The organism is Kribbella sp. NPDC050459 (assembly GCF_040655315.1).
Lineage (GTDB): Bacteria > Actinomycetota > Actinomycetes > Propionibacteriales > Kribbellaceae > Kribbella.
Genome location: NZ_JBFAJQ010000025.1, coordinates 12520 through 36310, shown reverse-complemented (window position 1 = coordinate 36310; position 23791 = coordinate 12520). Strand labels below are relative to the sequence as shown.

The window sequence follows — 23791 nt, the reverse complement described above, 5'->3', positions numbered from 1 at the left end:
GCCCGGGACCTACTTCTTGCTCGTGCTCGCCAGCACACCGACCAGTGCGCCGCCGATGGACCCCAGCAGCACGGCCAGTCCTTCCGGCATGGTCTTGTCGCTCAGCACCAGGACGAGCCAGCCGACCATGCCGACGATCAGCGCGAGCAGCAACCCGCCGATCACCAGCATGTAGACCGGACGGTTGACCGGCGTGATGTCCGCGGGCGCCAGTTCGTCGCCCTCTTTCTTCCGCTGTGTTGCGGGAATCTCGTGCTCAGGCAGCGTCATGTCCCCCACCCCCAAGCCCAAGATAGCAACGCTCGTCACGTACTGTCACCAGCTGCGCTCTTACGTCTTGCGGGTCCGCGGAGCATCATGGCGGCAGGGGTCGATCGACGAGGGGGAGCCGTGACGGTCGTCGACATTCACTGCCACACGTTCAACGGGGACGACCTCCCGGTCAAGGGGTTCGTCAAGGCTGTGGCCGGGCAACGCAGCCAGCTCGCGAGAGCCCTTGCCTGGGCGCTGGCCGACATCACCCGGGCAATGGCCTCCGGCGCGGAAGAGATCGCCGAGCTCGACCGGCTGATCGAGTCCGGGCCCGGGGAAGACGAAGGAGCCGAGGAATCCGCGGTGAGCCAGGCGGCCGCGGACGGCGAGATTCTGCTCGCCAGGCTGGAGCGCGAGCAACCGGGTCTCGGGGCGGCTGCCGGAGCCGAGGCCGCTGACGGCCGCGAGCCGGGCTCGGGGGACGAGTCGTTCCTCGGCGGCCTCGACGATCTTCGGCGCTATCTGCGCTGGGTCGCGCTGTTCGGCAAGAACCGGCTGGCGCTGACGAGAGCGCTGATCGAGACCTATCCCGAGGTCGACCTGTTCACGCCGATGCTCGTCGATCTCCAAGGCCTCGACGACAGTCCGAAGACCAGTCCGCTGCAGCAACTGGAACTCCAGGAGAAGATCAGCCGGCTGGGCATCCTCGGGCAGCTCGGCGCCCAGGTGCTGCCGTTCGTCGGGTTTGATCCGCGCCGCTTCGGCGCGGTCGCCCTGGTGAAGGAAGCCGTGACCGAGTTCGGGTGCATCGGCGTCAAGATGTATCCGCCGATGGGATTCCTCCCCTGGCGCAACCGGCAGGCCGGCGTCCCCGGCATGAGCGCGGAGCAGGCCCTGGGCGTCGACGACGCGCTGGCGAACCTCTACGACTGGTGCACCGAGCACGACGTCCCGATCACCGCTCACGGGAACCCGACCCAGTTCGCGAAGCGCGCTTACATGGACTTCTCGGGCCCCGAGCGCTGGGCCACGGTCCTGGAGCAATGGGGAGGTCTCCGGCTGAACCTCGGTCACTTCGGATGGAACGGCCGACCCGACTGGCCGCGGAGGATCGCCGAGCTCACCAGCGTCCATCCGAGGTTGTACGCCGACATCGGCAACCACGACCTGGACGACCTGGACGACACCATCGAGGTTCTGGACCAGATCTTCACCGCACAGCAGGAGATGCGACGGCGATTCATGTTCGGCTCGGACTGGTACATGGTCGCGAGCCACCTGGACTTCGAGCACTTCCTGACCAGGGTCCGCGCCGCGTACCTCGCCAAGTTCCCGACCCACCTGGACAGCTTCATGGGCAGCGCGGCCCTGAGTTTCCTGGGCTTCGACGATCCCACCAACGAGAACAACCAACGCGTCCGCGAGCGCTACACGACGTACGGCGCAACTCCACCCGCTTGGCTTGCGACGGAGTCCGACTCCCCGTGAGCTGTCATGCTTGACGGGTGGCTGTGGACGTGGCTGCTGCGATGGCGGGCAGTTTTCTTGGTGGGTTGCCGGAGGAGCTGACCGGGCGGTTGGTCGCGTCGGGTCGGCGGGCCGATTACCCCGCGGGTAGCACGCTGTACCGGGAGGGCGCGGCTCCACAGGCGGTGCTCGTCGTTCGTGGGTTGCTGCGGGTGTTCATGTCGTCGCCCGAGGGCCGCCAGGTGACGGTGCGGTACGCGCGGATCAGCGACGTGCTCGGCATCGCGGTACTCGTCGGCGGGCCGGCGAATGTCGGCGTACAGACGCTGGCGGATTCAACTCTGTTTCGGATCGACGCCGGTCTGCTGACGGCCGCTGCGCGTACGGACAGCCGCGTCGGGTGGGCGTTGGCGGAGGAGCTGAGCCGTCGCCTGTACGAGAACCTGCGGCAGACCGCGGTGAATGCGTTCGGCACGGTGCGGCAGCGGGTCGCCGCACACCTGCTCGACCTGGCATCCACACAACAGAGCCCGCGCGGCGAACTCGCTGCGCACGTGTCCCAGCAGGAACTCGCGGACGCCGTCGGCTCGGTCCGTGAAGTGGTGGCCCGGGTACTGCGGGAGTTCCGGCAGGCCGGCCTGGTCGCGACCGCGGCCGACACCGTGCACATCCTCGACCCGACCGGGCTCCACGACCAGACGTGGAATCCGGAGTGACCACGGCAACTTCCGCGGACGACAAAAGTCACAGACGGGCCGCGCCGCCGGGCGAAGACTGATCTCCTCGGCCCCGAATCCGTCGGGGCCCGAAGGGAGTTCAGATGTCCACGCAAGCGATCAGACTGCCCGCCGGCACCGAAGATCCGGTCCGCGCTGTGTCGGTCATCAGCACCGGCAGCGTCGAGATCCATCCCGAACACGCCCACGGCACGAAGAAGCCGCTGTACTGGTGGCTGCTCACTTCCCGCCGGTGGCTGCCGCCCCGCCCGATCAACGTGTACGTGGTCGAGCACGCCAACGGGCTGGTGCTGTTCGACACCGGACAGGACCGCGCCTCGGTGACCGACCCGTCGTACTTCCCGGGCGGATTCAGCGGCGTCGTGTACGACCGGCTCGCCAAGTTCCACATCGGCGCGGACGAGACCCTCGACGCGCAACTGGGCACGCTCGGGTATTCCGTGAACGACGTCGACAAGGCGGTCATCTCCCATCTGCACCAGGACCACATCGGCGGTATCCCGCAGCTGAGCGGCGACCTCCTGATCACCCCGGCCGAGTGGGCCGAGCTGTCGGGGTTCTCCCCCGAGGCGCGCGGCTTCCTCCGCGCGCACATCGACGTACCCGGCCGGCGCTGGAAGCACGTCAGGTTCACACCGACCGACGATCCCGGCCTGGCGCCGTTCACCGAGATGTACGACGTGATGGGCGACGGGTCGATCGTCCTGCTGCCGACGCCCGGCCACACACCCGGCTCGATGTCGATGCTCGTCCGGCGCCGCGACCTGCCACCACTCCTGATGGTCGGCGACCTCACCTACGAAGCCGGCCTGCTCGAACGCCGCCAACTCCCAGGCGTCGGCGACCGCGGCGAACTTGGACGAACCACCGACCAGGTCCTCGCCCTCGCCGAACACCTACCAGGCCTGGTCATCCTCCCCGCCCACGACCCAACAGCAACCCAACGCCTGATCAACAGCTCCCGCCGCCCGGCCTGAAGCTCCGAGCCCTTCCCACGCCGTGGACCGAATCGCCGAACAAATGATCGGCCAAGGCCAATCCATCACCAACGCCTGAGCCCAGGCTCAGGCCGGTCGGGAGCCGTCGTTCGCCGGATGCCAGGTCGGCAGGTGCTCGGCGTCCCGTGGGTACGCATGCTGATCGTCCACGAGCAGATCGTCGTCCCCACCGCCGCCGAACGGCGGGTTGTCGTAGTCGAACTCCGTCACGAGACTCCCGTCCGGGGTCACCGTGAACGTCGCGTTGTACCAGGTCCCCACGCCGTCCTCGTACATGACGTCGCGCAGATCGTCACACGCCATCTGCGCCTCGACGTCAATACTCTCCCCAGCCTCGACGGCCCCGTCCAGCATCTCCACCGCCAACTGCGTCTCCATCGTCGCAGCCACCGCCGACACCTTCAGCACAGCCCTCGCCCACCCCTCAGGCACAACCCGCAGCACCGCTGCACCCACCGTCTCCAAACTCGCTTGATCAGGAACCGACATCACTACTTCCTTGTCTACGGCGGCGCGGTGAGTTGCGAATGGTCTGCTGAGTGACGACACCGTCGATCGAGTACTTGACCGCAATCAGATCGGGACGATTCTTGTCAGTGCGGTACACCAGGTCAATCTGGACCTCAACCTCGGATCCGGCCTCGAGCGCCGCGCGCCAAGCGTTCTCGGCCCGCTTGTACGCGCTCAGGTTCACCGAATTCCCGGCCATCGGCGTCAGATTCATCTTGCCGATCGGTCCCTTGAAGATCCTGGCAAAGATGTGCCCGGCGTGATCTCCCGGTAGCTTGTCGTCCAACTTGCGCTGCGCTGAGGTGTCTCGTGGGTGCTTCAGGTCGACGACGTCAAGGGTCGCCTTGGCGCGCACAACCCGGCCGGCGCCGTCCGTCTCGTACGTGAACCGCTCGTCGACACGAATCGTGCTGTCCGGTGGCGGCCGGTTCAGCAGGTCCTTGTCGGTGGGATCAGTCGTCGACAGCTCGATGACCTTTCTCGTCGTCTCGGGGGCGAGCGACGTACCGAGGATTCTTCGACCATCGGCCGGTGCGGACGTACGGACGCCAGTGACCATCTGGTCGGCCCAAGCTCGGGCTCGCGGAGGCGCAGCCGCTGCCAGGTGAGCTGCGCGATCGCAGGCGTCCGCAGCCGCTGCGAACTGGTACACCGCCTGCCGCGCTGCTGGATTACTCGCTGAAAAGTCGGCGATGAATGACGCGTTGTCCCGGCACTGTCGTGCGAGGCGCTGGAGATACCCGGCCATCGTCGGCACCCGATCGAGGCAGTCGACCAGCGCGAGCGCGACGCGCTGCAATTCGGACGGCACCGAAGCTATATCTGGTTCGCATAACTAGCGCAGCCCGCCGCGGCTATCTGCAGCGCCTGGACGGCATCGCCCACAGCTTTGGCGGCCGCATCGAGGAGTTCGGAGATATCCCTGTCAGCCCTGGTCGCGGAACCTGCGATCAGCGCTTGGACCTGTGCACTGCTCTGCGCGAAGTTGTTCTGGAAGCCACCAAGCCCACCCGCCGCTCGGTTGGCTTCGAGCGACATGTGGTGCAACTGTTCCTTCAACTGCTGTACGACGGACATGAGTTTTCCTCACCGATGGAACGCGGGGCCGACGCGGGCGTCAGGACCGACACGCCGACCCCGCTGCTTAGTTGAGTGGCTGCTGAACGCTCGTCGCGCTCGAGCTCCCGACTCTCATGGTCACGGTCGGGGACGAGGGATGAAATTGACTCAGTCCGTGGACTCGTCCCACATCAAGCAGCAGACGGTTACGCTCTGTCGGGAAGGATCCACGTCTCGGGAGGGCTGTGACTCGTCGGCGACTGTTTGATCCCGGCACCGTGCCGGCGTCGTTCTGGCGCAGGAGCGACGTACAGGTCGCGTTGGCACGGCGCGATGTGGCCGAGCTGTTCCGCAGGTATCTGGCAGAGTTCACGGACTGCACCCAGACTCAACTCGCGCTGGTGACCGAACATGACCGCTCGGATGTGTCCAACTGGATCAGGGGCACCCGGCACGGTCAGGTTTCTGACATCAACGTGCTGACCCGCATCGCCGAAGGGCTCTGCATGCCCGACGAGGGGCGGATCCTGATGGGGCTCGCACCTGCTGATGCCCTGGTTTCGTCCGTCCGCGACGAACGCGAACTCACTCGAAACAGCGACGCGGTGACCGAGCAAGTGCGTAGGCGAGTGGACGGATCGGACTCGGGAAGCACCAGGATCGCAATCTGCGGGAGCAGGGCGCCCGGAACAAGTTCTACCGTGATCGACGCCGCTGTGCGCTCTCTGGCGCGCCTGGTGATGATCCGCCGCTTGCTCGTGAATCACGGACCGATCGGCATCGGTATCGAGGTGATCACGCACATCGCGGATCACTACCAGCCGCCTGGTCTCCGAGGCGCTGTTGCGATCTTCGGTCGACGGAACGTGATCCTCGACGCAGAGTACGTCGTCGTCGTCGGAGGCGGCAGCGGAACCCAGGCAGAGGCGGATATCGCACTGTCGATGGGCAAGAAGGTCTTGCCTCTCGGCGCAAGCGGCGGCTCAGCGAAGGCTGTCTATCATCAAGCATTCCGCAGCCTGCGGGCGGCGGCATGGACACACGGCGAGATGCGGGACAGTCTCGCCCGATGTGCCGAGATCGGCGACGGGGCCACGCCCGATGCCGTCCAGCAGCTGACTGATGATTTCGTGTACTCGATCGAGAAGCTCATTGATGCCGATGAAGGAGAACCTGCGTGACTGAGCGGCCCTACGTAATGCTGTCGGTGGCGGCGTCCGTCGACGGCTACATCGACGACGACACCGGTGAGCGCCTGCTGCTCTCCAATGACGAGGACTTCGACCGGGTCGACGAGGTACGGGCCGGCGTGGATGCCATTCTCGTCGGCGCGAATACGATCCGTCGCGACAACCCGCGCCTTCTCGTACGCTCGGACGACCGACGCAAGGCTCGTATGGACCGCGGCTTACCGGAGTCGCCTCTCAAGGTGACGGTCAGCGCGACCGGCGACCTCGATCCATCGGCCAAGTTCTTCAGCACAGGTGACGTCGGTAAGGTCGTGTACGTCCCGACTGCGACGGCGGCGAATGCCCTGGACTCCGTCGGGCAAGTCAGCACAGTCGTCGACGCCGGACCCGTGGTCGATCTGGGGTACGTCCTCGACGATCTCGCCCAGCGAGGCGTGCAGCGCCTCATGGTCGAGGGTGGCGGCACGATGCACACACAGTTCTTGGCTGCCGACCTCGCCGATGAGATTCACCTCGTCGTGGCTCCCTTCTTCGTCGGCGACAGCAACGCCCCGAGGTTCGTAGGTGACGCCAGATTTCCGCAGGGTCCGGCGAATCGAATGGAGCTTGCCGACGTGCAGCAGATCGGCGACGTGGTTCTGCTCCGCTATTTGCCCAGGAAGGCAAGCCGTTGACGGACATCACCGACCACCACTGGCTCCAGCAGGCGATCGATCTTTCCCTCCAGTGCCCGCCGTCATCCACTGCGTTCTCGGTGGGTGCGATCGTCGTCGACATCACAGGAGAGGTTCTCGCAACGGGCTACTCGCGCGAGACTGACCCGCATGACCACGCCGAAGAGATTGCTCTGAGCAAGATTTCTGCAGCCGATCCCCGTCTGGCCGAGGCGACGATCTACTCCAGCCTTGAGCCCTGCAGCAAGCGCGCCTCTCGTCCGCGAACCTGCACAGAGTTGATCCTCGCTGCCGGAATCCGCCGGGTCGTCTTTGCCTGGCGCGAGCCATTGGTCTTCGTCGATTGCGAAGGGTCCGAACTCCTGTCGGCGGCGGGTGCCGACGTGGTCGAGCTGTCAGACCTCGCCGACCAGGTTCGGGCGCTCAACGCGCACGTCCTGTAGAAGTGTGACATCAGACTCAGGTCGGTGGCGGGTCGATCCTGATCCCAATTCAAACCCGGCAGTCAAGACCGTCGGCGCTCCGGGGCGCGCGTATGCTCGCGGCCATGCTGAGGGATGGGGTCGAGTACCCGGGGCGCGGGCTTGCCATTGGGCGGGATGTGGACGGGGCGCCGTTCTTCTCGTACTGGTTGACCGGGCGGTCCGCGGCGTCGCAGGCTCGTGAGCTCGTCGTGCGCGAGCGCGAGATCATCGTGCGGGACACGTCCGGCGGGCCGGTCGACGATCTCCGCCATTACACGGCGGCGACCCGTGGGGACGATTGGGTCATCGTCGGGAACGGCACGCAGGTGGGTGAGTTGGCTGCCGCGCGAGCCCGGCAACCCGATCTCCAGGTCGCGCTGCGCGGGTTGACCTACGAGCCCGATCCGCCGATCCGCACCCCGCGCATCACTGCCGGCGCGACACTCACGTCCGCTGGGCTCACGGATGTGGTGATCGGGGCCGCGCGGCCGTACGACGGGGCGCCCGAGCTCACCGAGCATCCGTCGCTGTACGCCGCTCGCATCGCACCAGGCACCGCCCTCACCACGACGACCTACGCCGGCACTGCGGACAACGTCGTCGTCAACGGCCACCCCGAGGTCACGGCGATCGCACTCCCCTGGTCCGAGATCACCGACCTCCTCTGGCAATCCCTGCAGCCGTCGCTGCGCGTCGCCGCGATCACGGTCCGGCTCGACACCAGCACCTTCACCGAGGCAGCCCGGGCCAGAACACCCTGACTGCTCATCGCCGAGTCGTGGCGATTGGCGGACGAGCCGAGCCGCGAGTCGTGGATATTGGTCGGCTCGGACAGCCGAATCTCACGACTCGCGGACCGCCCGCTTACTCGTACATCTTGTCCAGCAGGTCGGAGTATTGGGTCTCGACGTGTTTGCGTTTGAGTTTGAGGCTGGGGGTCATTTCGCCGGACTCGACCGTGAGGTCGCGGTCGAGGATGGTGAACTTCTTGATGGTTTCCCAGCGGTTCAGGCCGGCGTTGAGTTCGTCGACGTAGCCCTGGACCATGGCGCGGGCCGCGTCCGACGTGACGATCTCGGCGTACGGCTTGCCGCCCAGGCCGTTCGCGCTGGCCCAGCCCTGGATCGCGTCGGGGTCGAGGGTGACGAGGGCGGAGACGAAGTTGCGCCGGTTGCCGTGGACGACGAACTGGCTCGCGTACGGGCAGATCGTCTTGAAACGGCCCTCGATCGCCTGCGGTGCGACGTACTTGCCGCCGGACGTCTTGAACAGGTCCTTCTTCCGGTCGGTGATGAACAGGAACTCGTCCTCGAAGTGACCGATGTCGCCGGTGTGGAACCATCCGTCGGCGTCGATCACCTCGGCGGTCTGCTCCGGCTGGTTGTGGTACCCGCTCATCACGCCGTCGCCCTTGATCAGGATCTCGCCGTCCTCGGCGATCTTGAACTGCGTCCCGGGGAACGCCGGCCCGACACTGCCCAGCCGGTACTGCGTGGGCCGGTTCAACGTCGACCCCGCCGCCGTCTCCGACAGCCCGTACCCTTCGAGGATCAGCAACCCGGCCGCGTGGAACCACTCCGCGAGCTTCTTGTCGAGCGCCGCCGACCCGGACACGAAGAACCGGATCCGCCCGCCGAACCGGGCCCGGATCTTCGACAGGACGAGCCGATCGGCCGCCGCGAACTGTGCCGCGAGCAGGCCGCTCGGCTCCTTGCCGGACTGGCGGACCGCGGAAACCTTCGCGCCGACCCCGAAGGCCCAGTCGAACATCTTGGCCTTGACGCCGCCCTCGGCCTGCATCATCGTCACGATCCGCCCGTGCGCCTTCTCGAAGATCCGCGGCGCCGCGGCCATGAACGTCGGCTGGACGACAGCCGCATTGTCGACAATCTTGTCGATCCGCCCGTCCACCGCGGTGGCGAATCCGATCTGGCACTGGACGGCGACCAGCACCTGACCGAACACATGCGACAACGGCAGCCACAGGAACTGCAGGTCGTCCGGCGACAGCACCCGCATCCCCTCGACCGCGGCGCCCTCGTACGTCCACACCGAGTGCGGCAACCGCACGCCCTTCGGGCGCCCCGTCGTGCCGGACGTGTAGATCAACGTGCACAACGTGTCCGGGGTGATGCCTGCAATCCGATCGTCGACAATCGACGGGTGTTCGGCGAGGTAGGTGTCGCCCAGCATGTCCAGTTGGCCGAGCCCGATCACCCAGTCGCCGTCACTCTCGAGCGGCGTGCCGTCGAGCAGCACGACCTTGCGCAGCGACGGCGTCTCGGCGCGGTGCGCGCGGAGCTTGTCCACCTGCGTGGCGTCCTCGGCGAACACCACCTGGACGTCGGCGTCGGCCACGATGAACGCCACGTCGGCCGGGATCGTCGACGGGTAGATCGTGGTGGTCGCGGCGGCGGCCAGTACGGCGGCCAGGTAGCACTCGATCCATTCGATCCGGGTGCTCGAGGCGATCGCGACCCGCTGCTCGGGCTGCACGCCGAGCGCGATCAGGCCGGCGGCGCGCCGGCGGGTCAGTGCTTCGGTCTCCCGCCAGGTCACCGACTTCCACTGCTCTCCACGCGGGAACCGGAACGCCTCCCGCTCGGGCGTCGCCGACACCCGGTCCAGGAACATCTGGGCCATGGTGCCCTTGCGGTTGCTGAGGAGCGCGAGTTGTCCGGAATCGGCAACAGGCTTCATAACTGGCCTCCAATGGGGGTCAAGTAACCGGAGAGTATTCGCAAGGCGCTGGTCCTGACCATGGCACTCGCTTGCCCACGTGCACCTTCTCCATTACGTTTCCGCAACATGCGCATACGGTCGGTGGCTCTTGTCTCACTATCCGTTCTTCTCCTCACTCTGGGCGCTCCGGCCCGCGCGGTGACCCCGCCGTCGGAGTTCGGCTCGGACTACGACGACCCGCGGACGCCCGCGCCGGCGGTGGCCGTCCCGGACACCAGGCACTGCGAGGTGCAGATCGTCCGGAACGAGTTCCGCAACTTCGACCCGTACCGGGCGACGTACACACCCCCGGCCGCCTGCCAGGGCCCGTGGTCGAAGGTCGTGCTGCGGATGCACGGCGCCGTGCAGGGCGTCCAGTACGACCGCCTCGGGCACATCACGATCGGCGGCGTCGGCGTCTTCCGTACGTCGACCCCGGAGCCGAGCGCGGACGGTATCGCCTGGGACGTGGAGAAGGACGTCACGGCGTATGCCCCGCTCCTGCGGACTCCGCAACCCGTCGTCATGGAGCTCGGCAACGTCGTCAACGACACCTACACCGGCGTCCTCGACATCACCGTGACGCTCGACTTCTATATAGCCGATCGCCACACCCCGCCGGCCACGACCGCGAACACCGTGCTCCCGCTGCAGAACCAGACCCGCGAGGACTCCGACCTGATTGGTACGGCGACCTTGCCGCGCAACACGACGCGCCTGCTGGGCGAGGTCTATGTGACCGGATCCGGCGGCGGCTGCGAAGAGTTCTGGGACACATCCGCGCCGGCCGCGACCGGATATTCGTGCCCCGACGGATCGCCATACCGCGAGGTCGACGTGAGCATCGACGGCAAACTTGCCGGGATCGCGCTGCCCTACCCGTACATCTACACCGGCGGCTGGTCGAACCCGTACTCGTGGCGCCCCTCCCCCGCGCCTCGCGCGTTCGACATCAAGCCGCTGACCTACGACCTGACCCCCTTCGCGGGCCTGCTCACCGACGGCAAGCCGCACGAGTTCCGCGTCCACGTCGACGGCGTACCGGCCGGGCAGTCGGGCTGGTTCACGGTGCCGAACCTGCACGTGTGGACGGACGCGCACCGTGCGCAGACGACCGGCAGCCTCACGTCGTACGCCGTCAGCCCGCTGGCCAAGACCGACGACGTGACCGGCGCACCCAACCAGGCCGGATCTGTCGACACCACGGCGTCCCGCAGCCTGGCGATCAGCGGGTACGTCGACACGTCGGCCGGCCGTGTGCGGACGAGCGTGAACCGCGCGCTCAGCAACGTCTCGAAGCACAGCTGGGACGCGGGCGAGTCCCGCGACGTGCTCGACGCGAACTGGCGGGACACCGCGACCACCACGAGCAACGGCCGCGTCGACCGCACCGAGCTCGACTACGGCAAGACCGGCGTACTCACCTTCTTGCCCAACGCAACGATTCCGGGCGGGTACGACGTCGTGACCGACCTGAAGATCCACGACACGATCCGGACGCCGGGCCGCACGAGCACCGAGACGTACGACGGCCGCGCGTCCTGGATCTACGGCGTACCGCGGGACCAGCGGCACGCGACCGGGACCCAGACCGTGCGGTACCGGGCGATCGGGCACGGCTGCTTCGACCACACCCTGACCGCGGTGAACGGCGTGTACACGAAGGACTTCTACCGCTGCTGAGCCAGGCAGTTGCGGACGAGCTGCGCGTCCGGATGGTCGAGCGCGTCCAGGATCTCGAGGGCGGCGGCGTAGCTGGCGCGGGCGCCGTCGCCGCGGCCGGCACGGTCCTGGACGCGCGCCATCGCCATCAGGCAGTCCGCCGTGTCGAGCCGCCGGCCGAGCCCGCGCAGCACGTCCACCGCGACGGTGTACAACGCGATCGCCTCGTCGAACCGCCCGAGCCCGGCGAGCGCGTAGCCGCTGGTGTCGCTGGCGACGGCGCGGCCGAACTCCGAGTCGACCTCGGCGTACAGCTTCAGGGACTGCTGCGCGTAGTCCAGCCCGGCCTCGTACTCGCCGAGCTCGGAGTGGTACCAGCCGAGATTGTTGAGCGCGTTGGCCCGCGCGTCGACATGACCGGTGCGCTCGTAGATCCGCAGCGCCCGCTGGGTGTGCTCGATCGCGCGCCGATGGTCCCCGATCCGCGTGTACACCCGCCCGATCCCGAGTGAACCGTGCGCGACGCCGGCCTCGTCGCCGAGCTCCTCTGCGATACCGAGCGCGAGCTCGTGCTGCCGGATCGCCTCGTCCCACTCCCGCATCGCCATGTGCCCGCGAGCGAGATCGCGCCGCGTGTGTGCCTGCTTGGGCAGATCACCGAGCCGCACCGCCGCCTCGAGCGCCAACTGCTGCGCCTGCGGATACCCGGACCGGCCGCGGAAGTCGAGGTAGTCCGCGATCGTCCAGACGCACAACCACAGCAGTATGTCGGCACGCCCGGCCGCGGCCCGCAGTACGGCGAGATTGTTCGGCTGCTCGGAATCGAACCAGGCGAACGCCTCGTCGCGCGTCGTCGGCGCGACCACCTCGACGTCCACGGGAAGCTCCGGCAGCTCGATCCGGACCCGGCTCGGCGCCAGCAGCACCGCGGCCGCGAACCCGGTGTGGACGAGGTAGTGGAGCAGCCTCTCGAAGGCCTCCGCCGCCTCCCCCGGCTCGCACAACTCCTGCCCGTAGACGCGCAGCAGGTCGTGCAGCACCCAGCGATCCGGCTCGATCTCGATCAGCTGATGGTTCGCGACCAGCTCCGCGATCATCCGCCGGGCATCCCGCACCGGCACGCCGGCCAGCGCGGCCGCCGCACCGGGCGTGATCTCGGTGCCGGGGTGCTGCGTGACCAGCCGGAACATCCGAGCCAGCTCCGGCCGTAACTGCCGGTACGACCAGGAGAAGATCGTCCGTACGCCGACACCGTCCGCGGTCGCCAACGCGTCCAGAGGACCGTCGCCGAGCGCGCTCACGAACGACGCCAGCGCCCGTCGCGGCCGCAACGCGATCTGCGCCGCGAGCAGTGACAGCGCCAGCGGCAGACCGGCGCAGCGCTCCACCAACGCGTCGACACTCGCCGGATCCGACGCGAACCGCCGCGCGCCGATCCTTGCCTCCAGCAACTGCTTCGACTGGAGCGGGTCGAACACGTCCAGCCGGATCGGCTCGGCCTGTTCGGTCGCGACCAGGCCGGCCAGCTCGTTACGGCTGGTGACGACGGTCTGGCACCGGGATCCGGCCGTCGCGAGCGGACGAACCTGATCGCCGGAGCGGGCGTTGTCGAGGACGACCAGGACCGCGCGCTCGGCCAGCAGGCTGCGGTAGAGCGCGACCTGCTCCTCGACGTTCCCCGGCAGCCGATCGGGTGCAGTGCCGAGCGCGACCAGGAAGCGGGACAAGACCGCGTGCGGGTCGGCCGGCTCCGCAACGGGCGAGAAGCCGAGCAGGTCGGCGTACAGGACGCCGTCGGGGAAACGGTCCGCGACCTGGCGCGCCCAGTGGACCGCGAGCGAGGTCTTGCCGACGCCCGCCGGGCCGATGACCAGGCCGAGGCTCGCGGTCGGCAGCAGCTCGTCGAGCCGCCGGAGGTCGTCGGTGCGGCCGGTGAACGCAGGGATGGAAGCCGGCAGCTGCCGCGGCACGACGCTGGATTCCGTTGCGTTGTCGGTCGCGCTGAGCAGCTCGGCGTGCAGGTCTCTGAGCTCGGGACCGGGGTCGGCGCCGAGCAGATCGCGGAGACGCTCGGCCACATCGCCGTACGTCGCCAGGGCGAGCGCGGTCCGGCCGGAGGCCTGGTGGGCGCGGATCAGCTGCGCCCAGAAGCGCTCGCGGGTCGGGTGGCGTTCGGCGAGCTCGGTCAGCTCGGGGACGAGGTCAGCAGACTCGCCGACGGCCAGCCGCGCGTCGAAGTACAGCTCCTGCGCCTGCAGGCGCTCCTCGTCGAGGCGTGGGGTCAGCTCCCGGGCCACGGTGCCGGTGTCGAGGCCCGCGAGCGGCTCGCCACGCCAGAGCGCGAGGCCGGCGGTGAGCGGCTCGACCCGGTCGGCCGGATCGGCGGTCTCGGCGGCGCTGCGGACCAACGTCCGGAACACCTCGATGTCGACCTGCGCCGGCTCGACGTGGAGCGAGTACCCGCCGGCGCCGGTGCGAAGCATGGACCGGCCGGTGTCGCCGAGGACGGTGCGCAAGCGGGAGACATACACCTGCAGTGCGGCGCGCGGGTTGCCCGGCAGCTCGTCCTCGTCCCACAACAGGTCGACGAGCTCGTCGACGGGCACCGTCCGGTTGACCCGCAGCACGAGCGCGGCCAATAGCACCGCGCCCCGGCGCGACGGCAACGGGACGACGTCGCCGCCGGAGGTCCTGATCTCCACCGGCCCCAGCACCCGGAACTCCAGCTTGGCCACCTCCCTCGCCAGAGCCCTCAATCCTAGGGCCCGCCCAGGGTCAGCGCGCGGCGAGCAGCTCCGCGATCTGGACCGCGTTCAGGGCCGCGCCCTTGCGCAGGTTGTCGTTCGAGACGAACAGGACAAGCCCGCGGTTGCCCGGCACCGACTGGTCCTGGCGGATGCGGCCGACGTACGACGGGTCCTGGCCGGCCGCGAGCAGCGGGGTCGGCAGGTCCGTGACGGCGACACCCGGTGCGGCGCCGAGGATCTCGGTCGCGCGCTCCGGGGTGATCGGCTCGGCGAACTCGGCGTGGATGCTCAGCGAGTGGCCGGTGAAGACGGGCACCCGGACGCAGGTGCCGGCCACCGGCAGGTCCGGGATGTGCAGGATCTTCCGGCTCTCGTTGCGGAGCTTCTGCTCCTCGTCGGTCTCACCGGTGCCGTCGGCAACGATCGAGCCGGCCAGCGGCAGCACGTTGAACGCGATCGGCCCGGCGTACACCTTGGGCTCGGGCAGCGTGATCCCGTCGGTGCCGCGGGCGAGCCGGCCGCCGACCGCCGCCAGGTCGCGGGCCTGGTCCTCGAGCTCGCTCACGCCGACGCCGCCGGAGCCGGAGACGGCCTGGTAGGTCGAGACGACGAGACGGGTCAGCCCGGCTTCGCGGTGCAGCGGGGCCAGCACCGGCATCGCGGCCATGGTCGTGCAGTTCGGGTTCGCCACGATGCCCTTCGGGATCGTGGCGAGGTCCTCCGGGTTCACCTCGGAGACGACCAGCGGCACGTCCGGGTCCATCCGCCAGCCGGACGAGTTGTCCACCACGACGGCGCCCGCCGCGGCCACCTTCGGCGCGAGCTCCTTCGACGCCGTCTTCCCGTTCGAGAACAGCGCCAGCTCGAGCCCGGAGAAGTCCGCCGTCGCGGAGTCCTCGACGACGACCTCCCGCTCGCCGAACGGCAGCTTCGTCCCCGCCGACCGCGCCGACGCGAAGAACCGCACCTCGTCCACCGGGAAGTCGCGCTCGACGAGCAACTCCCGCATCACGCCGCCGACCTGACCCGTAGCACCGAAAACACCTACTCGCATGCGCCCGACAGTAGTTGGTCGGCGCTCCCCGCGCCCGCGGGTTTCACGCAGCGGACCCCAGACACTCACCAACCGGCCCGGTTCCGGCGGACGCACGCTCAGCCGGGCCGGCCGATGGCCCGCCGCGCGGGGTTGGTGAGTGCTGGAGGTCCGGACGGCGGCGGCTCAGGCGTCCGCGACCAGCGTGCCGCCGTTGGCGACGTCGGTTTTCTCGATCTCGGTGAAGACGATGCGGACCGAGTCGCGCTTGGCGCCGAGGATGGCGATGGCGGAGTCGGTGACCGCGGCGACGAACTCGCGGCGCTGGTCGAGGGTGCGGCCGGAGAGGAGTTCGACGGTGATGTTCGGCATGAGGCGGTTCTCCTAAGAGGGTCAGTTCCGTGTCGTGGGACAGTGTTTCAGATTTCAGGACAGGGCCGCGGACCGGCGGGCGGCGACCTCGTCGGTCTCGTCCGGGTCGGTGTTCAGCGACTCGACCAGCTCGTCGACGTCCGCGCGGCTCTCCGGCAGCAGCAACCCGAGCCCGACGTACACCACCAGAGAAGTTGCCAGCGGCAACGCGACGACCAGGGTCGTGTCGGTGGAGCCGACGCCGTACTTCACGATCGCCCAGGTGATCAGCCCGATCGCCCAGGAAGCCAGCGCGGCGCGGGACCCGCTGCGCCGGAACCACGGCAGCAGCCCGAGCATCAGCGGGATCGCGATCGGCCCCATCGTCGCGGCGACCAGGTCGACCACGATCTTCAGCACTACGCCCTCGCCGTTGGTCGCGATCGCGATCAGCATGCTCACCGTGACGAACGTGAACGTGACGATCCGCGCCATCTTCAGCGTCGCGGCGTCGGTCAGCCGGCGCACGCGCGGCACCAGCACCGGCGCCAGGTCCCGCGTGATCACCGACGAGATCGCGTTCGCGTCCGAGGCCACCATCGCCATCGTGTGCGAGAAGAACCCGGCCAGCACCAGCCCGATCAGCCCGGTCGGCAGCAGCAGTTGCGCGAGTGCGACGTACGACTGCTCGGCCTTGCCCGGCTGCACCAGCAGCGGCGCCGCACACATCGGGATGAACAGGATCAACGGCCAGACCAGCCACAGGGCCGAGGAGAGCAGGGCGGATTTCTTCGCCGCGGAACCGGATGGTGCGGCCATGTACCGCTGCGCCAGGTTCCACATGCCGCCGTTGTACTCGAACGTCTTGATGAACAGGAACGCGATCAGGAAGATCGGCGTGTAGGGCCCGTTCAGCGCGTCGCCGTGCCCGGCCGGCAACTGGTCCCACATCTTCCACAACGTCGGTACGCCGTCCAGGTGCGCGAGCACCCCGACGAACATCGCGACACCGGCCCCGAACTGGATCACGAACTGCCCGAAGTCGGTGAGCACGTCGGCCCACAGCCCGCCGAGCGTGGCGTACAGCATCGTCACCACACCGGTCAGCAGGATCCCCCACCGGATCGGCACACCGGTGAATCCGTTCAGCAGAACGGCGATCGCGACCCACTTCGAGGCGATGTCGACGACCTTCAGCGCGGCCCCGGAGTACGCGAGCGCCTGCTGGGTCGGCAGGTTGTAGCGGCGCGCGAGGTACTCCAGCGGCGACACGACCCCGTGTTTGGCGCGCAGCCGGTTCCATCGCGCCGCGAACAGGAACGCGCCGATGCCGACACCGACGCCGATCGTCATCGCCCACCAGACGTAGACGGTGATGCCGTACGTGTAGGCGACGGCCGCGAACGCGACGAACATGACCGCGCTGTAGCCGGACATGTGGTGCGAGATGCCGGACAGCCACCAGGGAATCCGGCCTCCGGTCGTGAAGTAGTCCACGACCGTCTTGATCTTGGTGCGTGACCAGACCCCGATCAGCACCATCAACACGAAATAGCCGACCAGGACCGACCAGTCCACAGCGGTCATCGGGGATCCTCCCAGGGGCGATGGGCGAGTGACTGGAAGGTTCCACTGACCAGAACCCAGTGTCAAGAGACGGAACTTGGAACCTTTGCCGAACCTGTTCCAGCGTTGACAGCCTGTTCTGTGGAGTAGAACCTAGTTCCGTGACTCTGCAGATCAGGCACGCCACCCATCCCGAGCAGCTGCCCGGCTTCGACACGGCCGCACTGCGCCGCCACTACCTGGTGGACGACCTCTTCGTCCCCGGCGCCGTCACCGCGGTGCTCACCCACCACGACCGGATCGTGCTCGCCGGCGCCCGTCCCACGCACGGCCCGCTGATCCTCGACACCTATCCCGAGCTGCGCAGCGAGTTCTTCCTCGAGCGCCGCGAGGCCGGCATCGTCAACGTCGGCAGGCCCGGCATGGTCACCGCCGACGGCACGAAGTACGAGCTGGCCACCGGCGCCTGCCTGTACGTCGGACGCGGCGTCCGCGACGTCGTCTTCGAGGGACCCGAGTCCGCGTTCTACGTCTTCTCGGCGCCGGCACACACCGCGTTCCCGACCGCGCAGGTCAACCCCGGCGAGGGCAACCGGCTCGAGCTCGGCGACCAGCAGACCGCGAACCGCCGAACGATCGACCAGTTCATCCATGCGGACGGCGTGCAGAGCTGCCAGATCGTGCTCGGCGTGACGACGCTGCACCCGGGCAGCATCTGGAACACGATGCCCGCGCACACCCACGACCGCCGGACCGAGTGCTACCTGTACTTCGGCCTCCCGGAGACCGAGCGGATCGTGCACCTGCTCGGCGAGCCCGAGGAGACGCGGCACCTGCTGGTCGCGGACCGCCAGGCGGTCATCTCCCCCAGTTGGTCGATCCACTCCGGCTGCGGCACGGCGTCGTACAGCTTCGTCTGGGCGATGGCCGGCGAGAACCAGGCGTTCGGCGACATGGACGGTGTCGACGTCCGGGATCTGCGGTGACGTCCTTCAGCCTCGAAGGACGTACGGCGCTGGTCACCGGGGCCCGGCGCGGCATCGGGGCGGCGATCGCGGCCGGGTACGCCGCGGCCGGCGCCGAGCTGATCCTGATGGCCCGCGACGCCGCGCTCGAGGACACCCTGGAGGCGATCAAGCAGCACGGCGGCGACGCGTCGGTGGTGATCGCCGACTTCGCCGACCCGGCCGCGGTGGAGCGAGCAGCAACAGAGATTGTCGACAACAGGACGGTCGACATCCTGGTCAACAACGCCGGCACCATCCGGCGGGCGCCGGCGGCCGCGACGACGACTGCGGACTGGCAGCACGTGATCGACGTGAACCTCAACTCGACCTGGGCGGTGACCCGGCCGATCGGGGCCGCGATGGCCGAGCGCCGGACCGGGAAGATCGTCACGATCGCGTCGCTGCTGAGTTTCCAGGGCGGGATCACCGTCCCGGCCTACACCGCCAGCAAACACGCGGTCGCGGGGCTGACCCGGGCCCTGGCCAATGAGTGGGGACCGGCGGGTGTCCAGGTGAACGCCATCGCGCCCGGGTACATCGCTACCGACAACACGACCGAGCTGCGGGCGGATCCGGACCGGGAGGCCGCGATCCGGCAACGCATCCCGGCCGGTCGCTGGGGGCGGCCCGAGGACGTCGTCGGCGCCGCGGTGTTCCTTGCGTCCGCGGCCGCGGACTATGTCAACGGCCACGTGCTCGCGGTCGACGGTGGATGGCTGGCGAGATAGGAGTGGCAGGATGTCCGACATGAGTTCGCCCTCGGCCATCGACAAGACGTTGATGGTGCTGGACGCCGTCCTGGAGCACTCGCGGTTCACCGACGTGGTGAACGCGACCGGCCTGGCCAAGTCGACCGTGCACCGGATCATGGCGTCGCTCGTCGAGCACGAGTTCGTCGCCCAGGCCGACGATGGGTCGTACCACCCGGGCCCGAAGGCGCTCCGGCTGGCCGGTCACGCGCTGACGAACGTCGACCTGGCCACGGTCGCCCGTCCGGTGCTCGCGGACCTGGTCGCGCAGACGCGCTGCACGGTGCACGTCGGACTGCTCAACGGTGACGAGGCGATCTACGTCGCGCGCCTCGACGGTCCGAAGCCGTACCGGATGCCGTCGCGAGTCGGCAAGGCGATCTGGCTGCACTGCACCGGCATCGGCAAGGCCCTGCTCGCGGAGAAGGACGACGAGTCGCTCGACGTCCACATCACCCGGACCGGCCTGCCTGCTCGGACGCCGCTGACGCATACGTCGGCCGCCGCGCTGAAGGCGGATCTCGCGCAGACCAGGGCCCGCGGGTACGCGCTCGACGACGAGGAGAACGAGCCGGGCATCCGCTGCGTCGCGGCCGTCATCCACGACCACACCGGCGCCGCGATCGCCGCGGTCAGCATCTCCACGCTGTCCCTCGAACAGTCGATCGCCCAGGTCGCCCTGATGGCCCCCGCCGCGATCGAGGCCGCGCGCAAGATCTCCGCGGCCCTCGGCTACCGCGAACCCACCAACTGACGCGCACCTGCCGCCCAACGGACGATCGGGACGAACAGCACGCCGACGACGGCGAACCAGACGCCGAGGATGATCCAGCCGGGCACCCCGAGGCCGAGCGGCAGCAGGGCGAGCACCGTCGGAGCGACCATGGTGCTGATCGACATGCTGGTGTTCCAGACGCCCTGGTACTGGCCCTGGGCGTGACTGGGCGCGAGGTCGAAGCTGAGCAGGAACGATCCCGACGACTGCAGCAGTTCGCCGATCACCTGGACGAAGGCACCGGCGGCGAGCAGGCCGACCGCGACCGCGGCGTTGCCCCAGGTCGCGCCGGCCATCAGCACCATCGATGCCAGCAGCAACAACCCGGCGGTCCGGGTGGCCCGGGCGGCAGTGGGCGGATCGGCGATACCGCGCGAGGAGCGGACCTGGAACAGCGAGACCACCACGGTGTTGATGATCAGCAGCAGCGCGACCGTCCAGCGCGGCGCCTCGGTGTGGTCGACCACCCAGAGCGGGATCGCGACGTCGAGGACAGCGAAGTGGATGCTCATGCCCGCGTTCAGCGCGGCGACCGCGAGGTATCCGCGGTCGCGCAGCGCGATCCACACCGGCCCGCCGTCGTCGTGGGGCTGCGGCGCCACCCGCGGCACCGCGAGCACGACGAACGCCGCGATGCTGGTCAGGACGGCGTCGAGCACGAACATCAGCCGGTACGCCGTACCGGTGTCGAAGTGCAGCGCGAACGCGCCGACGCCCGCCCCGGCCATGATCCCGATGTTCGTGACCGCCCGCAGGTACGCGCGGGCCGCGACCCGTCCCGCGCCGGTCGTGACCGCGGCGATCAGGGCCGCGCGGACCGCGCCCGCGCCGCGGTCGATCATCGTCAGCACGATGCTCACGAGCAGGAACTGCCAGAAGGTGTGGACGAACAGGTAGATCAGCGAGAGGCCGCACGCCATCAGGCTCAGCACGACGAACAGCCCGCGCGGACCGCGACGGTCCGCGAGATGACCGAGCGGCACGGCGGAGAGCAGCCCGAACAACCCGGCGACCGTCAGCCCGAGTCCGACCTGGGCGATCGACAGGCCGACGATCCGGGTGAAGTACAGCACGCTGACCGTCATCAGCAGCCCGTTGCCGATCCGGCTGAGCAACGTCGCGGCCGCCAGGGCGCGCAGCGGCCCTGCTTCCGGCAAGATTCCCTTCGCCACCGTCGCCGCGGTCATCCTCGGGAGAGCACGCGGTGGGCGGTTTCGCGGAGCTCGTCCATCAGGTCGACGCCGGAGTCGAGCATCCGGCGGAGTTTCGCCGGGTCCTGGGCGCCGAACATCTCCGCGATCGTGACGTCGTGGTCCGGACGGCTGACGATCTCGACCGGGTCGCCGGCGCCGATCGTGCCGTCGCGCAGAACCTTCAGGTACGCGCCGGGGCAGCCGGCCTGGTGGAACCGCTTCACCCAGTGCGGCTCCTGCATGCGGTGCTGGAACGTGATGCACGGGATGCGCGGCGCGCGGACCATCACCTCGACCTCGTCGCCGATCCGCCAGACCTCGCCGAGCAGCGCGCCGCTGATGTCGACTCCCTCGGTGCGCAGGTTCTCGCCGAACAGGCCGGTCGGGATGTCGCGCCCGAGCTCGGCCGCCCACCAGCGCGCGTCCTCCTCGGCGTACGCGTAGAGGGCCTGGTCGGGGCCGCCGTGGTTCTTGGTGTCGCACACCCGGTCGCCGGCGAGTCCGAGCTCGCCGACACCGACCCGGCCGGACTGCGGCCGCTTGTCGATCGCGGTGAAACCCGTCTCCTTGGGACCCGGGATCAGTTCCTCCACCACGTTGACCGTCAGTAGCCGCATACCGGCATCATCACCCGCGGGACGCGGACGGTTCCACTGGTTATGCACGCTGGAGCGGCAGTACGGCGATGATCAGCAACGTCGCCGCCGTCGCCGCGACGCCGATCCAGGCCGCTGCGCCGTACCCGGACTGCCTCGGGAAGACGCCCGTGGTGTGTGCGGCCAGGATCAGTCCGCCGAGCGCGCTGCCGGCGGAGAAGCCGACGCTCCGCACGACCGCGTTGACACTCATCGCGCTGGCCGTTTCACCGCGCGGCGTCGCCGCGAGTATGACGACCGGCATGGCGGCCGAGAACGCGCCGACGCCGAATCCCAGGATGCCGATGGCAACGACCGGGCCGACCAGGTGTGAGCGCGCGACCGCGAAGAGTACGAACGCCGCCAGCACCACCGCCGTACTTGCCGTCAGCAACAGTCGCGGTCCGAGCCGATCCCGCCAGGCGGGCACCAGACGACCGGCGACGAAGCCGAGGACCGAGAACGGCACGAGGACCAGACCAGCTTGGAAGGAGTCGAGCCCGAAGCCGTACCCGGCCGCGGCCGGCGTCTGCACGTAGCGGGTGATCAGGCTGAACAGCAGGTACATCCCGACGCCGCCGATCAGCATCACCAGGTTGGCCGCCGCGATCGCCGGGTGGCGCAGGAGGCGTACGTCGACCAACGGCTTGTCGACTCGCGCCTCCAGGAACGCCCAGCCGGCGAGCACCGCGAGCGATGCCACCAGGATCGTCAGCGCGAGCGCAACGTGCCGCTGCCACAGGGCGGTCTCGCCGATCACCAGGAGCAGCGCGGGGAGGGCGATCGCGAGCAGGACCGCGCCGCGGACGTCGAGGCGGACCGACGGGCGGTCCGGTGCTTGCGGTACGACGAAGAGCGCGGACGCGAAAGCGGCCGCGGTGACGACGAGGCCGAGGCCGTACGCGGCGCGGACACCGCCGAGGTCCGTGATCAGGCCCGAGAGCGGATAGCCGATGCCGATCCCGACGGTTGAGGCCACGGACAGCGAGGCGATCGTTCGTGCGGCCCGGTGCTCGTCCAGGTGGTCGCGCGCGACCGCCATCATCAACACGATCAGGCCGAGGCCGGACCCCTGCAACGCGCGTCCGGCGAGCAGGAACGCGAAGGGCAGCGGCAGCACCGTCAGCAGGCTTCCCACGACCTCCACGCCCAGCATGGCCAGGATGACGGTACGCCGGCGCGGGCCGGAGCCGAGCCGCCCGAGGACCGGGGTCGCGACCGCCCCGGCCAGCAGGGCGATCGTCAGCGTCCACTGCGCGGCTGCCAGCGAGACGTCGTACTGCTCGGCCACCGCGGTGATCAGCGGAGCGCCGAGGCTCCCGATCACGACGGACAGGATGAGCCCGACGCAGACCAGGAAGGTGGGCAGCACCCGGGGCTTGGCAGTCGCCTGTGTGCTCATCGGTTGGTCTCGGTGGTGATGTGGGTGAACAGGCCGGGCTGGATGCGGGTCCGCGCCTGGTGGGACCACGGCTCGTCCACCTCTGGGAGGTCCAGGGCGGCGCTGGTGTTGAGCAGCATGCCGAAGGCGAGGAACGCCTTCACGGTGACCGGGTCCAACTGCGCGGTGTCGGCGACGGACTGCCACAGCCGGGCGAAGCTCGCCCGTACGGCGTCCCGTACCTCACCGTCGCCCGCGGCCGCCGCGGCCGTGCCCTGCAACTGCAGCAGCAGCGTGGTGCGGTCGGCGAGCATGGCGTTGTACTCCTGCCCCATCGCCGTCAGCGCCTCGATCCCGCTCGCGCCGCCGGCCGCCGCGACCATCGCCAGCCGCATCCGCTCGAACGCGGCGTCCACGCACTCCAGGAACAGCAGCTTCTTGGTCCCGAACAGCCGGAACACGTACGCCTGCGTGATCCCCGCCCGGCGCGCGATCGTCTCGGTCGAGGCGCCGGACAACCCGGCGGCCGCGAACTCCTCCTCGGCGATCCCGAGGATCTGCACCCGCCGCGCCCGCCCGCTCATCCGCGTCGCCATGGCTTCGAAGTTAGTAGGTAGTAA

Annotated in this window: 24 protein-coding genes; 11 read left to right on the top strand and 13 right to left on the bottom strand. The window is 68.9% G+C overall.

The window, feature by feature from the left end; all coding sequences use genetic code 11:
• Nucleotides 1-9: 9 nt before the first annotated feature.
• Nucleotides 10-270 (bottom strand): hypothetical protein, encoded by a 261-nt coding sequence (locus AB0I12_RS42345; RefSeq protein WP_359942107.1) that lies wholly within the window; start codon nucleotides 268-270, stop codon nucleotides 10-12.
• A 120-nt stretch (nucleotides 271-390) separates the two neighbouring features.
• Between AB0I12_RS42345 and AB0I12_RS42340 the strand changes: the two genes are divergently transcribed.
• The 3 genes from AB0I12_RS42340 to AB0I12_RS42330 all read left to right on the top strand — a co-directional run bounded on the left by AB0I12_RS42340 (nucleotide 391) and on the right by AB0I12_RS42330 (nucleotide 3433).
• The gene (locus AB0I12_RS42340) at nucleotides 391-1740 is read left to right on the top strand and encodes an amidohydrolase family protein (RefSeq protein ID WP_359942104.1); all 1350 of its coding nucleotides are present in this window, start codon (nucleotides 391-393) and stop codon (nucleotides 1738-1740) included.
• Nucleotides 1741-1757: 17 nt separating this feature from the next.
• Nucleotides 1758-2435, top strand: a complete 678-nt coding sequence (locus tag AB0I12_RS42335; RefSeq protein WP_359942101.1) for a Crp/Fnr family transcriptional regulator — start codon at nucleotides 1758-1760, stop codon at nucleotides 2433-2435.
• Between the two features lie 104 nt (nucleotides 2436-2539).
• A complete protein-coding gene (locus AB0I12_RS42330; protein ID WP_359942098.1) occupies nucleotides 2540-3433 on the top strand; it encodes an MBL fold metallo-hydrolase in 894 nt (297 codons plus the stop codon).
• Nucleotides 3434-3520: 87 nt separating this feature from the next.
• Here AB0I12_RS42330 and AB0I12_RS42325 read toward each other — a convergent pair whose 3' ends face one another.
• From AB0I12_RS42325 to AB0I12_RS42315, 3 genes are all read right to left on the bottom strand, one after another.
• On the bottom strand, nucleotides 3521-3844 hold the full coding sequence (locus AB0I12_RS42325; protein WP_359942095.1) for a hypothetical protein: 324 nt from the start codon (nucleotides 3842-3844) through the stop codon (nucleotides 3521-3523).
• 85 nt (nucleotides 3845-3929) lie between these two features.
• Nucleotides 3930-4712 carry a DNA/RNA non-specific endonuclease gene (locus tag AB0I12_RS42320; RefSeq protein ID WP_359942161.1) on the bottom strand — a complete coding sequence of 261 codons (783 nt, stop codon included), beginning with the start codon at nucleotides 4710-4712 and terminating at the stop codon, nucleotides 3930-3932.
• 68 nt (nucleotides 4713-4780) lie between these two features.
• The gene (locus tag AB0I12_RS42315) at nucleotides 4781-5041 is read right to left on the bottom strand and encodes a hypothetical protein (protein ID WP_359942092.1); all 261 of its coding nucleotides are present in this window, start codon (nucleotides 5039-5041) and stop codon (nucleotides 4781-4783) included.
• Nucleotides 5042-5268: 227 nt separating this feature from the next.
• Between AB0I12_RS42315 and AB0I12_RS42310 the strand changes: the two genes are divergently transcribed.
• From AB0I12_RS42310 to AB0I12_RS42295, 4 genes are all read left to right on the top strand, one after another.
• Complete coding sequence (locus AB0I12_RS42310; RefSeq protein WP_359942090.1) at nucleotides 5269-6204, top strand: hypothetical protein; 936 nt, start codon at nucleotides 5269-5271, stop codon at nucleotides 6202-6204.
• Nucleotides 6201-6887: a dihydrofolate reductase family protein gene (locus tag AB0I12_RS42305; protein ID WP_359942087.1), complete on the top strand. Its 687-nt coding sequence runs from the start codon at nucleotides 6201-6203 to the stop codon at nucleotides 6885-6887. The genes AB0I12_RS42310 and AB0I12_RS42305 overlap by 4 nt, the downstream gene beginning before the upstream one ends.
• Entirely contained in the window at nucleotides 6884-7330 is a 447-nt protein-coding gene (locus AB0I12_RS42300; RefSeq protein WP_359942084.1) for a deaminase, read from the top strand. The genes AB0I12_RS42305 and AB0I12_RS42300 overlap by 4 nt, the downstream gene beginning before the upstream one ends.
• Nucleotides 7331-7434: 104 nt before the next feature.
• The gene (locus tag AB0I12_RS42295) at nucleotides 7435-8112 is read left to right on the top strand and encodes an IMP cyclohydrolase (RefSeq protein WP_359942081.1); all 678 of its coding nucleotides are present in this window, start codon (nucleotides 7435-7437) and stop codon (nucleotides 8110-8112) included.
• Between the two features lie 103 nt (nucleotides 8113-8215).
• On the opposite strand, the gene AB0I12_RS42290 is transcribed toward AB0I12_RS42295, so the two are convergent.
• Nucleotides 8216-10051, bottom strand: coding sequence for an AMP-dependent synthetase/ligase (locus tag AB0I12_RS42290; protein WP_359942078.1), 1836 nt, complete (start codon nucleotides 10049-10051; stop codon nucleotides 8216-8218).
• Nucleotides 10052-10231: 180 nt separating this feature from the next.
• On the opposite strand from AB0I12_RS42290, the gene AB0I12_RS42285 reads away from it, so the two are divergent.
• Nucleotides 10232-11755, top strand: a complete 1524-nt coding sequence (locus AB0I12_RS42285; protein ID WP_359942075.1) for a peptide-N4-asparagine amidase — start codon at nucleotides 10232-10234, stop codon at nucleotides 11753-11755.
• Here the strand turns inward: AB0I12_RS42285 and AB0I12_RS42280 are convergent.
• The 4 genes from AB0I12_RS42280 to AB0I12_RS42265 form a co-directional block, all read right to left on the bottom strand.
• Nucleotides 11743-14469 carry a BTAD domain-containing putative transcriptional regulator gene (locus AB0I12_RS42280; protein ID WP_359942072.1) on the bottom strand — a complete coding sequence of 909 codons (2727 nt, stop codon included), beginning with the start codon at nucleotides 14467-14469 and terminating at the stop codon, nucleotides 11743-11745. The two genes, AB0I12_RS42285 and AB0I12_RS42280, sit on opposite strands and share 13 nt — an antisense overlap.
• A 40-nt stretch (nucleotides 14470-14509) precedes the next feature.
• Nucleotides 14510-15535, bottom strand: coding sequence for an aspartate-semialdehyde dehydrogenase (locus AB0I12_RS42275; protein ID WP_359942069.1), 1026 nt, complete (start codon nucleotides 15533-15535; stop codon nucleotides 14510-14512).
• 165 nt (nucleotides 15536-15700) lie between these two features.
• Nucleotides 15701-15886, bottom strand: a complete 186-nt coding sequence (locus AB0I12_RS42270) for a tautomerase family protein (protein ID WP_359942066.1) — start codon at nucleotides 15884-15886, stop codon at nucleotides 15701-15703.
• A 54-nt stretch (nucleotides 15887-15940) separates the two neighbouring features.
• Nucleotides 15941-17452 carry a sodium:solute symporter family protein gene (locus tag AB0I12_RS42265; RefSeq protein WP_359942063.1) on the bottom strand — a complete coding sequence of 504 codons (1512 nt, stop codon included), beginning with the start codon at nucleotides 17450-17452 and terminating at the stop codon, nucleotides 15941-15943.
• A 140-nt stretch (nucleotides 17453-17592) separates the two neighbouring features.
• Between AB0I12_RS42265 and kduI the strand changes: the two genes are divergently transcribed.
• The 3 genes from kduI to AB0I12_RS42250 are packed head-to-tail and all read left to right on the top strand — an operon-like array spanning nucleotide 17593 to nucleotide 19941.
• On the top strand, nucleotides 17593-18417 hold the full coding sequence (gene kduI, locus AB0I12_RS42260; protein WP_359942060.1) for a 5-dehydro-4-deoxy-D-glucuronate isomerase: 825 nt from the start codon (nucleotides 17593-17595) through the stop codon (nucleotides 18415-18417).
• Entirely contained in the window at nucleotides 18414-19166 is a 753-nt protein-coding gene (locus AB0I12_RS42255; RefSeq protein ID WP_359942057.1) for an SDR family oxidoreductase, read from the top strand. Before kduI ends, AB0I12_RS42255 begins: the two co-directional genes overlap by 4 nt.
• 19 nt (nucleotides 19167-19185) lie before the next feature.
• Nucleotides 19186-19941 (top strand): IclR family transcriptional regulator, encoded by a 756-nt coding sequence (locus AB0I12_RS42250; RefSeq protein ID WP_359942054.1) that lies wholly within the window; start codon nucleotides 19186-19188, stop codon nucleotides 19939-19941.
• Here AB0I12_RS42250 and AB0I12_RS42245 read toward each other — a convergent pair.
• Genes AB0I12_RS42245 through AB0I12_RS42230 form a run of 4 tightly spaced genes read right to left on the bottom strand, consistent with a single transcriptional unit; the run spans nucleotide 19920 to nucleotide 23767 of the window.
• Nucleotides 19920-21149, bottom strand: coding sequence for an MFS transporter (locus AB0I12_RS42245; protein ID WP_359942051.1), 1230 nt, complete (start codon nucleotides 21147-21149; stop codon nucleotides 19920-19922). The two genes, AB0I12_RS42250 and AB0I12_RS42245, sit on opposite strands and share 22 nt — an antisense overlap.
• Entirely contained in the window at nucleotides 21146-21772 is a 627-nt protein-coding gene (locus AB0I12_RS42240) for an MOSC domain-containing protein (RefSeq protein WP_359942048.1), read from the bottom strand. Before AB0I12_RS42240 ends, AB0I12_RS42245 begins: the two co-directional genes overlap by 4 nt.
• Before the next feature lie 40 nt (nucleotides 21773-21812).
• The gene (locus AB0I12_RS42235; protein WP_359942045.1) at nucleotides 21813-23192 is read right to left on the bottom strand and encodes an MFS transporter; all 1380 of its coding nucleotides are present in this window, start codon (nucleotides 23190-23192) and stop codon (nucleotides 21813-21815) included.
• The gene (locus tag AB0I12_RS42230) at nucleotides 23189-23767 is read right to left on the bottom strand and encodes a TetR/AcrR family transcriptional regulator (protein ID WP_359942042.1); all 579 of its coding nucleotides are present in this window, start codon (nucleotides 23765-23767) and stop codon (nucleotides 23189-23191) included. The genes AB0I12_RS42235 and AB0I12_RS42230 overlap by 4 nt, the downstream gene beginning before the upstream one ends.
• Nucleotides 23768-23791: the final 24 nt, after the last annotated feature.

Coding starts and splice junctions, on each gene's coding strand:
- AB0I12_RS42345 (WP_359942107.1), bottom strand. CDS start 270: ATGACGCTGCCTGAGCACGAGATTCCCGCAACACAGCGGAAGAAAGAG.
- AB0I12_RS42330 (WP_359942098.1), top strand. CDS start 2,540: ATGTCCACGCAAGCGATCAGACTGCCCGCCGGCACCGAAGATCCGGTC.
- AB0I12_RS42320 (WP_359942161.1), bottom strand. CDS start 4,712: ATGGCCGGGTATCTCCAGCGCCTCGCACGACAGTGCCGGGACAACGCG.
- AB0I12_RS42315 (WP_359942092.1), bottom strand. CDS start 5,041: ATGTCCGTCGTACAGCAGTTGAAGGAACAGTTGCACCACATGTCGCTC.
- AB0I12_RS42295 (WP_359942081.1), top strand. CDS start 7,435: ATGCTGAGGGATGGGGTCGAGTACCCGGGGCGCGGGCTTGCCATTGGG.
- AB0I12_RS42290 (WP_359942078.1), bottom strand. CDS start 10,051: ATGAAGCCTGTTGCCGATTCCGGACAACTCGCGCTCCTCAGCAACCGC.
- AB0I12_RS42275 (WP_359942069.1), bottom strand. CDS start 15,535: ATGCGAGTAGGTGTTTTCGGTGCTACGGGTCAGGTCGGCGGCGTGATG.
- AB0I12_RS42270 (WP_359942066.1), bottom strand. CDS start 15,886: ATGCCGAACATCACCGTCGAACTCCTCTCCGGCCGCACCCTCGACCAG.
- AB0I12_RS42265 (WP_359942063.1), bottom strand. CDS start 17,452: ATGACCGCTGTGGACTGGTCGGTCCTGGTCGGCTATTTCGTGTTGATG.
- AB0I12_RS42250 (WP_359942054.1), top strand. CDS start 19,186: ATGAGTTCGCCCTCGGCCATCGACAAGACGTTGATGGTGCTGGACGCC.
- AB0I12_RS42245 (WP_359942051.1), bottom strand. CDS start 21,149: ATGACCGCGGCGACGGTGGCGAAGGGAATCTTGCCGGAAGCAGGGCCG.
- AB0I12_RS42240 (WP_359942048.1), bottom strand. CDS start 21,772: ATGCGGCTACTGACGGTCAACGTGGTGGAGGAACTGATCCCGGGTCCC.
- AB0I12_RS42235 (WP_359942045.1), bottom strand. CDS start 23,192: ATGAGCACACAGGCGACTGCCAAGCCCCGGGTGCTGCCCACCTTCCTG.
- AB0I12_RS42230 (WP_359942042.1), bottom strand. CDS start 23,767: ATGGCGACGCGGATGAGCGGGCGGGCGCGGCGGGTGCAGATCCTCGGG.